Source organism: Microbacterium sp. HMWF026 (assembly GCF_003061325.1).
Taxonomy (GTDB): Bacteria; Actinomycetota; Actinomycetes; order Actinomycetales; family Microbacteriaceae; genus Microbacterium; species Microbacterium testaceum_E.
On the sequence record NZ_QAJB01000043.1, the window covers coordinates 3,856 to 13,471 of the forward strand.

Genomic DNA, 9,616 nt, shown 5'->3' on the forward strand with positions numbered 1-9,616 from the left:
AGCGGCGGTTGCTCGCAGCGTAGTGACCCCTGCGGACGACCGCGGCGCCGCCGCCGTACGATCGACGGTGGCCCTCAGCCCGGGGGCGCGAGGGGAGAACCGTGTCCGAGCGCGGAACGATCGGCGTGGCCGTCGGCGGGGCGGTGCTGATCGGTGCGCTCACGGCGCTGCAGGCCCGCATCAACGGCACGCTCGGGGCCGAGATCGGCGACGGGATCGTCGCCGCGGCGATCTCGTTCAGCTCGGGACTCGGCATCCTGGTCGTCCTTTCGGCGCTCCTGCCCGAGGGACGGCGCGGATTCGCACGGCTGGTCGACGGCATCCGTTCGCGCACACTGCCGCCGTGGATGCTGCTGGGCGGGCTGGCCGGCGCGTTCACCGTCGCGAGTCAGGGCCTGACCGTCGCCATCATCGGCGTGGCGTTGTTCACCGTCGGCTTCGTGGCGGGGCAGACCACCGGCGGGCTGGTGCTCGACCGCGTCGGATACGGCCCCGCGGGGGTCGTGCCGGTCACGGTGCGCCGCGTGATCGGCGCGCTGCTCGCGATCGCGGGGGTCGTCGTCTGCCTCTCGGGCGATGCGCTGGGCGGCGTCCCCCTGTGGATGCTGATCGTCCCGGCCGTCGCGGGTGCGGGAGTCGCGTGGCAGCAGGGCACCAACGGCCGTCTGCGCGTGCGGGTCGAGAGCCCGCTCACCGCGACCCTGGTCAACTTCATCGGTGGAACCGTCGTGCTCGTCGTCGCCGCCGTGATCCACGTCGTCGCGGTCGACGTTCCGCGCGTCGTGCCGACCGAACCCTGGCTCTACCTCGGCGGCGCGGTCGGGGTGGTCTACATCTTCTTGTCGGCGGTCGTCGTGCGCCGCACGGGCGTGCTGCTGCTCGGGCTCGGCTCCGTCGTCGGACTGCTGACGACCTCTGTGCTGCTGGATGCGCTCTGGCCCGCTCCCGCGGCTCCCTCGACGCCGGTCGCCCTTCTGGCCGCCGGTGTCGCGATCGCCGGTGTCGCGGTCGCCGCTGTCCCGTGGCGGCGTCGTCGCCGCTGACCGCGAGGCGCGGCGCCGTGGCAGTCCCGCCCGGCAGACGACGACGCCGCCGGCCGCAGCCGACGGCGTCGATCGCACCGGAGGAACGGGGTCAGAGGCGCGCCTCGTCGACCGGGCGTCGCTTCTTGCCGCCGGGCAGTCGTGAGATGTGCTTCGCGGCATCCACCGTCTTTCGCCGCACGGGACGCGTGCGCGGGGGCTTGCCGCCGACGTAGAGCCAGCCGAGCAGCACCTCGCCCTTCGCCAGACCGTGGGCCTTGGCGAGGACCTTGCTGCGGGTGTTGTCGTCGGTGCGCCAGAAGACGCCGAAGCCGGCTTCGTCGAGCGCGAGGCTCAGCATGTGGGCGACACCGGATGCCACGGCCTCCTGCTCCCACGCGGGGATCTTCTTCGAGCGCAGGTCGGCGACCACCGCGATGATCAGCGGTGCACGTCGGGGCTTGGAGGAGTACCCCTTCTTGCCGTCGGCCTTGTTCAGCGCGCGCGCCAAGAGGTCGCGGTCGGAGCCGCGGATCTCGATGAGGCGCCAGGGTCGCAGCGTCTTGTGATCGGCCACGCGGCCGGCCGCGGCGACGAACACCTCGAGCTCGGGACCGGTCGGGGCGAGGTCGGTGACCTTGGACCACGACCGGCGGTCGCGCATCGCCTCGAGTGCGCTCACGCCTGCTCTTCGGGGGTGAAGTTCAGCGACAGCGAGTTCATGCAGTACCGGTCGCCCGTGGGGGTTCCGAAACCGTCGGGGAAGACGTGCCCGAGGTGCGAACCGCAGTTCGCGCAGCGGACCTCGGTGCGCTGCATGCCGTGGCTGTTGTCGTCGAGCAGCTCCACCGCTTCGGGGCGGACGGACTCGTAGAAGCTCGGCCACCCGCAGTGCGAGTCGAACTTGGTACCGCTCTGGAACAGTTCGGCCCCGCACGCGGCGCAGGTGTACAGGCCGGCGCGGCTCTCGTCGAGCAGCTCACCGGTCCAGGCGCGCTCGGTACCGGCCTGGCGCAGCACCGCGTACTGCTCGGGGCTGAGCTCGGCGCGCCACTGGTCGTCGGACTTGTCGACGGCGTAGGTCATGTGTTCTCTCCTTCGTCCCCTCCATTGTCTCGCGCGCGACGCGTCCCCGGTCGTGGCGGGATAATTTCCCGATGGATCAGGATGCCGTGGATGCCGTCGTCGAGCGCTACGGGCGCTTCGCCCGCGACGAGGCCCCGGGAAGATCAGCGGTCTACGAGCAGTGGGCGGCGCGCGTCGCGGGGGACCGCGATCTCGCGGCAGCGCTCGCCGCGATCCCCGACACCCGTCGACAGCCCCCGCTCGTGTTCGCCGTCATGCGCGTGCTCGGCGCCCCCGACGCCGACATCGACGAGTGGGCCGTGTGGGTCGTCGCCCACGCCGAGTCGATCGCGCTCGAGTGCGGGCGGCGGAGCGTCCAGACCAACGAACCGCTCCGCTGCGCGACCCTGCTGCCGGCGCTGTCGCTGATCGACGGGCCGATCGCCCTGCTCGAGGTCGGGGCGAGCGCGGGGCTGTGCCTGTACCCCGACCGCTATTCGTACCGTTACCACCGCGGCGCAGAGACCGTCGCCCTGGATCCGCCCGCGGGGCCGAGCGCGGTGATCCTGGCCTCGGAGCTCACCGGGTCGCCCGCGTTGCGGATGCCCGAGATCGTCTGGCGGGCGGGGATCGACCTCAACCCGCTCGACGCGCGGGATCCGGACGACCGCGCGTGGTTGGCGGGTCTGGTCTGGCCGGGTGAGGAAGGACGCCGGGAACGCATCGTCGGCGCGCTCGACATCGCCGCGGCCGATCCGCCGCTGCTCGTGACGGGCGACGGTGCCGAAGCGCTGCCGGACCTCGCCGCCCGGGCCCCGCGCGACGCGACACTCGTCGTCACCACGCCCGGCGTTCTCGCCCACGTCCCCCGCGCGCGCCGCGGCGCCGTGATCGACGCCGCGCGGGCGGCGGGACGCTGGATCACCCTCGACGCGCCGGCGCTCCACGACGGGTGGACGCGACGGGTGGAGGCCGTGCGCGGAGGGTTCTCTCTCGCTCTGGACGGCGACGTCCTGGGCGAGGTGGATCCGCTCGGGGCGTGGGTGGCGTGGCATCCGGGATTCCGACCCGCCGCGCAGTAGCTTTGCCGGGTGACTCTGTCGGACCGCGATCTCGCCTTCCTCGCTTTCGAGGGTGAGTGGCGACGGCACGCGGGTGCGAAGGAGGAGGCGATTCGCGCCGAGTTCGAGATCACGCCCGCGCGGTACTACCAGCTGCTCGGTCGATTGATCGACACCCCCGAAGCCCTCGCCCACGATCCGATGCTCGTGCGGCGCCTGCGCCGTCGACGCGACGACGCCGCCGAGATGCACCGTTCTCGCGTGACGCGGTCGGCCACCCGCTGACGGGCGCCCAGGGCATCGACCGATACGATCGTCGAATGGCCAGATCGACCTTCCCTCGGGATCGCTTCGACGACCTGCCCGACGCCTCCGGCCGTGTCGGCGCCCACCGTGCCGAGAAGCCGCGGCTCCGAGGGTGGATCGTCTTCCTCTGGGCGGCGCTGGCCACGCTGGTGCTCATCATCGTCGGCATCTTCGGCACGCTGGTGGTGTCGGGACGCATCTCGCTGGGCGACGACGCGGCCCCCGCTCCCTCGGCCTCGGCCGAGCCGACGACGCCCGCCGTGGTCGACACGTCGTACTCGGTGGTCGTCCTGAACGGTACGACGAACGACGGTCTGGCCGGCGAGACCCGCGACCGCATCGTCGCCGCGGGGTGGCCCGGCACCTCCGTCGAGACGGGATCGTCCGACAGCACCGACTTCGCGACCACGACGATCTACTACCTTCGCGACACCGATCTGCCCGCGGCCGAGGGGCTCGCGCAGACGATCGGGGGAGCAGAGGTGGCGCAGAGCGACTTCCTGCAGCCCACCGACGACCCCAACACCCCCGGCGACGAGAGCGACGTCAAGCGTCTGATCGTCGTCCTCGGTCTGGACCGGGTCGCGGGCGGGGCGGACGAAACCCCCGCGCCCTGACCCTGGCGGAGCCCGGTGTTTCCGCGGCGTAAACACTTCGGTGCACCTACGTCAACTTTGCTCTGAACGCCCCGCGACGCGGCATCCCCCGTGCTTACGATGACCTCGTCGTTCAGCAACAGGAGATTCGCATGACGCAGGGCACCGTCAAATGGTTCAACGCCGAGAAGGGATACGGCTTCATCACCGTGTCCGATGGGCAGGACGTGTTCGTCCACTACTCGAGCATCGAGATGTCGGGCTTCCGCGTCCTCGAAGAGGGACAGGCCGTCGAGTTCACCGTCGGCAGCGGGCAGAAGGGCCCGCAGGCGGAGTCCGTGCGACTGGCCTGAACGCTGCATCGAAGGCCGTGGCATCCGCAGTCGGATGCCACGGCCTTCGTCGTTCCCGGACGGGTGAGGCGGCTTGCACTCCCCAGGGGCGAGTGCCAGAATGAGTTAGCACTCGCTTTCGTCGAGTGCCAAAATCTGGAAGTCACCCGTCCGGGAGGGACGACACACTTATGGCAAAGATCATCGCTTTCGACGAAGAGGCCCGTCGCGGTCTCGAGCGTGGCCTCAACACGCTGGCCGACGCCGTCAAGGTGACCCTGGGCCCCCGCGGTCGCAACGTCGTGCTCGAGAAGAAGTGGGGCGCCCCCACGATCACGAACGACGGCGTCTCGATCGCCAAGGAGATCGAACTCGACGACCCGTACGAGAAGATCGGCGCCGAGCTGGTCAAGGAGGTCGCCAAGAAGACCGACGACGTCGCGGGTGACGGCACCACCACGGCCACCGTCCTCGCCCAGGCTCTCGTCCGCGAGGGACTGCGCAACGTCGCCGCCGGCGCCGACCCCATCAGCCTGAAGAAGGGCATCGAGAAGGCCGTCAAGGCCGTCACCGACGAGCTGCTGTCCTCGGCCAAGGAGGTCGAGTCCAAGGAGCAGATCGCGGCCACCGCGTCGATCTCCGCCGCCGACCCCGCCATCGGCGAGCTCATCGCCGAGGCCATCGACAAGGTGGGCAAGGAAGGCGTCGTCACCGTCGAGGAGAGCAACACCTTCGGCACCGAGCTCGAGCTCACCGAGGGCATGCGCTTCGACAAGGGGTACATCAACCCCTACTTCGTCACCGACCCCGAGCGTCAGGAAGCGGTCTTCGAGGACCCCTACATCCTGATCGCGAACCAGAAGATCTCGAACATCAAGGACCTTCTGCCCATCGTCGACAAGGTGATCCAGGAGGGCAAGGAGCTCCTCATCATCGCCGAGGACGTCGAGGGCGAGGCTCTCGCGACGCTCGTGCTCAACAAGATCCGCGGCATCTTCAAGTCGGTCGCCGTCAAGGCCCCCGGCTTCGGCGACCGTCGCAAGGCGCAGCTGCAGGACATCGCGATCCTCACCGGCGGCCAGGTCATCACCGAAGAGGTGGGCCTCAAGCTCGAGAACGCGACCGTCGACCTGCTCGGCCGCGCTCGCAAGGTCATCATCACCAAGGACGAGACCACGATCGTCGAGGGTGCCGGTGAGTCGGAGCTGATCGAGGGTCGCGTGACCCAGATCCGCCGCGAGATCGAGAACACCGACAGCGACTACGACCGCGAGAAGCTCCAGGAGCGCCTCGCCAAGCTCGCCGGTGGCGTCGCCGTCATCAAGGCCGGTGCCGCGACCGAGGTCGAGCTCAAGGAGCGCAAGCACCGCATCGAGGACGCTGTGCGCAACGCCAAGGCCGCCGTCGAAGAGGGTGTCGTCGCCGGTGGTGGCGTCGCGCTGATCCAGGCCGGTAAGAACGCGCTGGCGAACCTCGAGCTCGTCGGTGACGAGGCCACGGGTGCGAACATCGTGCGCGTCGCCATCGAGGCTCCGCTCAAGCAGATCGCGCTGAACGCCGGTCTCGAGCCCGGTGTCGTCGCCAACAAGGTCTCGGAGCTCCCCGTGGGCCACGGCCTGAACGCGGCGACCGGCGAGTACGGTGACCTGTTCGCACAGGGCATCATCGACCCCGCCAAGGTGACCCGTTCGGCTCTGCAGAACGCGGCATCCATCGCCGGTCTGTTCCTCACGACCGAGGCCGTCGTCGCCGACAAGCCCGAGAAGGTCGCCGCTCCCGCGGGCGACCCGACCGGTGGCATGGACTTCTGATCCACGCTGACGACTGAGAACGCCCCCTCCTCCGGGAGGGGGCGTTTTCGTGTACGGACCGGGCCTGGATGAGAATTCTCTTACCCAGGCGGTGCGCGCCGAATCATCCGACTACGCTCGATCGAATGAGTGATCTCTTCTCTTCTCGCGAGGCGGAGGCGGCGATCGCCCGTATCGAGCAGCAGGTCGCTGAGGCGCAGGTGCGTGCCGCGCAGGCGCAGCAGGTGCAGGCGGACATCGATGCGGTGCGGGCGACGGCGACGGCGCCGCGACGTGAGGTGGCGGTGACGGTGGATGCCACCGGCCGGCTGGTCGGTATCCGTCTGGCGGACGCGGCGTATGAGCTGCGCCCGGACGCGTTGGAGCGGTTGATCGTGGAGACGGCGGGGGCTGCGCAGCGGCTCGCGGGGGAGCAGGCGTTGGAGATCTCGCGCGCGGCGTTCGGTGCGGACTCGGCGATCGTGGACCGGTTGGCGGGTGAGATCGAGCGGCAGTCGCCGCCGTCTGCGCCGATGGGGTTCCGGGTCTGACGCCGTGGCGGAGCGTATCGCCGTCGATTCCGAGCTGATCGGGTCGCATGCGTCTCGGTTGGGCGCGGTGGCATCCGATATCTCCGTCGCCCGGGATGCCGGGTCCTCCGGGGGCCTGAATGCCGAGGCGTTCGGGGTGTTGTGTTCGTTCCTGGTGGCGCCGGCGACGGTGGCGGCCGGTGCCGCCCGTTCGCTGATCGGCGCCGCCGAGGACATGGTGCGCCGCTCGGCCACCGAGATCGTCGGCGTCGGCCACGACATGGAGGCGTACGAGCAGAAAGTCATGGAGTGGGTGCGGGCGTTGGAGGCTGGCCTGTGAGCAACGCGCTCATCGCCGGACCGGTCGACACCGCGACACCGTTCAGCGGGGCCGGGCTGCTCGACTCCGGCACGCAGCTCGCGCACGCGATCGAGTCGGGTGATTGGGTCGAGGGTGGACTGGCGGCGTTCAGCACCGCGGTGGACACCGTCGCCGCCGTCATCGACCCGTTGGGGTCGCTGATCGCCGCAGGCCTCGGCTGGCTGATCGATCATTTCGAGCCGATCAAGGGCTGGTTCAACGACCTCACCGGCGACGCCGGCGCCGTGATGGGGTTCGCGCAGACCTGGACCAACGTCCAGACCCAGCTCGACGCGTCCGCCGACTTCCTGGACCGGGTCGTCACCGACCTGGACGACATGGCCGGTGAGGCGATCGAGGCGTACCGCCGGTTCCAAACCGACGCCGCCGCGCACATCCGCGCATCGGGTCAATGGGCGGGGGCGATGGCCACCGGTCTGCAGATCGCGTCGACCATCGTGCAGGTCGTTCACGACCTCGTGCGCGACATCCTGTCGCAGCTGGTCGGCTCCGCGATCTCGTGGGCGACGCAGGCCGTGGTCACGGTGGGCCTTGCCACCCCGTGGATCATCACGCAGGTCTCCACCCGCGTCGCCAGCTGGACCGCCAAGATCAGCAGCAAGCTCACCGGCCTGCTGCGCTCGTGCGGCAAGCTCGGCGACCTGCTGGGCGAGCTCAAGGCGCTGATGAGCCGCGGAGAGGATATGTTCCGCCGCGTCCCACGCCGCGCTGCAGAGGCGACGCCTCCGACCCGCGCACCTGAGCAGCCACCTATCGCGGGCACGCATGCGGACGACGTGCCACCCCGCGGTGGCACTGAAGGCAGCCCATCGGCGCATCGTGCTGACGATGAAGTGGACGCTCCGTCGCGTTCCGACGATGCCACTCCTGAGCAGATAGCAGCTGATGAGCAAGCGCTGCGGGACTACACGGGGCCACTGTACGTCGACATCAACAAGGCACTGCGAGGACAGATTCCGATGACACCGGAATTGCAGAGCGCTATCGATGGCGCAGTCCGAGCTCTGGATCGTCTCCCCGACCATCCCGGTACCGTCCTTCGAGGAGAAAGACTGGAGCCTGGGGCGACGTACCTCGATGCTTATCAACCCGGCCAGATCGTGACGAATAAGTCCTTCACTAGTGCAGACATCGATCGCGCCTTCGCCGGAGAAGTGCAGTACGAAATCGAATCGGTACACGGGAAGAGCGTTCAACACCTCAGCCGCTTCGCGGACCACGAGAATGAAGTCCTCTTCAAGCCCGGAACGGACTTCGAGGTGCTGCGTCGCCGCGAAGTGGACGGCCAGATTCAGATCATTATGCGGGAGGTGCCGTGACGGACTTCGACGAAATAGCTGCTGGGCTGTCGGCTGAGGAGCGAGAGAAAACGCAAGCCGCCATGGACAACCTCCGACGGCGCCAGCTGGCGGGGGATTACAGGAGTCGTCCGACCATCCCCGAAAAAGCCGACAGTATGCTGCCGGGCATCGTCGTGAAAAGGCCGGCGCCCCGTCCCCCTGAACTCGTAGAAGACAACGAGTTGGGAGGATCGGCGCATGACTGACGCGGCCGGTGCTGCCCTGGCTCTTCTCCGCGCGCTCGAGCGGTTACCCGCATACACGGGTGTCGTCTTTCATGGTCTTCCCGGCGTTCCGCCCCTGAAGCCAGCGCGCTGGACCCGTGGACTGACCGCGACCAGTAGGGACCCCCGAATCGCGACGGAGAACTTCTCCACCCCGGCCGTTGCTGCCATCGTGAGCCGTACGGGGCGCAACATAGCGGCATTCGCCGCCAACCCTGCCGAGCAGGAGATCGTCCTTCCACCCGAGGTCGTTCTCCTGGAGGTGGCCAGGATCTCTCTCCCGGACGGTCGTCCCGTGACGATCATCGAGCAACTCGCCGAGCAGGATCCGTCGGCCTCGCTCCCCTCGACACTCGAGGCGCTCGCCGATCAGGTGCAGCAGACGCTCCAGAGTGCATGGGAGTCTGCGGACGTGCCCATCACCACCCCCGGGAAGTTCGTCGAGCCATTCTTTTTTCTCGACGATGAATGACGTCGCCAACAGGATGTCCCACCAACTCCGCTCGAGCAGAACTGTCGTGTCCGCCCCCGTGCTCATGAGCTCACCCGACGATTTTCTGTACCGCTGCAGTTTCTGAGAGACGTGGTGGACGGGGAACAGCAGATTCCGGAACCCTGTCGCGGTTCGCGACGCCGACGCGCGCTTTCCCGCGAACGGTGTTGCAAGCTCACCCGCAGTCGACGATGCGAAGCTCAGCGACGCGACCGTGCGCCACACCGGATGGGGTGTTGCGCCGGAACCAACCAGTGACCTGGGCGCCGTAGCAGCTCGGTTTGGCGATGAGGCGCAGGACCTCATCCCCGTGCTCATGGCGTTCGTTCGCGGCTCGGCGACCGTGGCATTCCACGAGGTCGCACCGGCGGACGACGGGCTGCTGGGACGCGTCCGTTCCGGACAGAGAAGCGCGTTCATTGAGCGCCCGACACCCGGAGCTCGGCGAGCGTGGGATCGGGCCTCTGCGTGATCT

The 9,616-nt window shown here is 68.9% G+C and carries 13 protein-coding genes; 11 read left to right on the top strand and 2 right to left on the bottom strand.

Annotated elements, in window-relative coordinates; all coding sequences use genetic code 11:
• Positions 1-101: 101 nt before the first annotated feature.
• A complete protein-coding gene (locus tag DBR36_RS01845) occupies positions 102-1,043 on the top strand; it encodes a DMT family transporter (RefSeq protein WP_181373439.1) in 942 nt (313 codons plus the stop codon).
• Between the two features lie 91 nt (positions 1,044-1,134).
• Here DBR36_RS01845 and DBR36_RS01850 read toward each other — a convergent pair whose 3' ends face one another.
• Together DBR36_RS01850 and msrB are read right to left on the bottom strand one after the other, a co-directional pair.
• Complete coding sequence (locus DBR36_RS01850) at positions 1,135-1,686, bottom strand: nitroreductase family protein (protein ID WP_108317329.1); 552 nt, start codon at positions 1,684-1,686, stop codon at positions 1,135-1,137.
• A 14-nt stretch (positions 1,687-1,700) separates the two neighbouring features.
• On the bottom strand, positions 1,701-2,108 hold the full coding sequence (msrB, locus tag DBR36_RS01855; RefSeq protein WP_108317317.1) for a peptide-methionine (R)-S-oxide reductase MsrB: 408 nt from the start codon (positions 2,106-2,108) through the stop codon (positions 1,701-1,703).
• Positions 2,109-2,179: 71 nt separating this feature from the next.
• Here msrB and DBR36_RS01860 point away from each other — a divergent pair, with 71 nt between their 5' ends.
• The 10 genes from DBR36_RS01860 to DBR36_RS01900 all read left to right on the top strand — a co-directional run bounded on the left by DBR36_RS01860 (position 2,180) and on the right by DBR36_RS01900 (position 9,120).
• A complete protein-coding gene (locus DBR36_RS01860) occupies positions 2,180-3,169 on the top strand; it encodes a DUF2332 domain-containing protein (RefSeq protein WP_108317318.1) in 990 nt (329 codons plus the stop codon).
• Between the two features lie 9 nt (positions 3,170-3,178).
• Complete coding sequence (locus DBR36_RS01865; RefSeq protein ID WP_108317319.1) at positions 3,179-3,433, top strand: DUF3263 domain-containing protein; 255 nt, start codon at positions 3,179-3,181, stop codon at positions 3,431-3,433.
• 35 nt (positions 3,434-3,468) lie between these two features.
• Positions 3,469-4,071 carry a LytR C-terminal domain-containing protein gene (locus tag DBR36_RS01870; RefSeq protein WP_108317320.1) on the top strand — a complete coding sequence of 201 codons (603 nt, stop codon included), beginning with the start codon at positions 3,469-3,471 and terminating at the stop codon, positions 4,069-4,071.
• Positions 4,072-4,202: 131 nt separating this feature from the next.
• Complete coding sequence (locus tag DBR36_RS01875) at positions 4,203-4,403, top strand: cold-shock protein (protein WP_108317321.1); 201 nt, start codon at positions 4,203-4,205, stop codon at positions 4,401-4,403.
• 170 nt (positions 4,404-4,573) lie between these two features.
• A complete protein-coding gene (gene groL / locus DBR36_RS01880) occupies positions 4,574-6,193 on the top strand; it encodes a chaperonin GroEL (protein WP_108317322.1) in 1,620 nt (539 codons plus the stop codon).
• A gap of 125 nt (positions 6,194-6,318) precedes the next feature.
• On the top strand, positions 6,319-6,723 hold the full coding sequence (locus DBR36_RS01885) for a YbaB/EbfC family nucleoid-associated protein (protein WP_181373440.1): 405 nt from the start codon (positions 6,319-6,321) through the stop codon (positions 6,721-6,723).
• 67 nt (positions 6,724-6,790) lie between these two features.
• A complete protein-coding gene (locus DBR36_RS01890; RefSeq protein ID WP_146185170.1) occupies positions 6,791-7,042 on the top strand; it encodes a hypothetical protein in 252 nt (83 codons plus the stop codon).
• A complete protein-coding gene (locus DBR36_RS01895) occupies positions 7,039-8,403 on the top strand; it encodes an ADP-ribosyltransferase domain-containing protein (RefSeq protein WP_108317325.1) in 1,365 nt (454 codons plus the stop codon). Before DBR36_RS01890 ends, DBR36_RS01895 begins: the two co-directional genes overlap by 4 nt.
• Complete coding sequence (locus DBR36_RS17165) at positions 8,400-8,630, top strand: hypothetical protein (RefSeq protein WP_146185171.1); 231 nt, start codon at positions 8,400-8,402, stop codon at positions 8,628-8,630. The genes DBR36_RS01895 and DBR36_RS17165 overlap by 4 nt, the downstream gene beginning before the upstream one ends.
• Positions 8,623-9,120, top strand: a complete 498-nt coding sequence (locus DBR36_RS01900) for a hypothetical protein (RefSeq protein WP_108317326.1) — start codon at positions 8,623-8,625, stop codon at positions 9,118-9,120. Before DBR36_RS17165 ends, DBR36_RS01900 begins: the two co-directional genes overlap by 8 nt.
• The last annotated feature ends 496 nt before the right edge of the window (positions 9,121-9,616 follow it).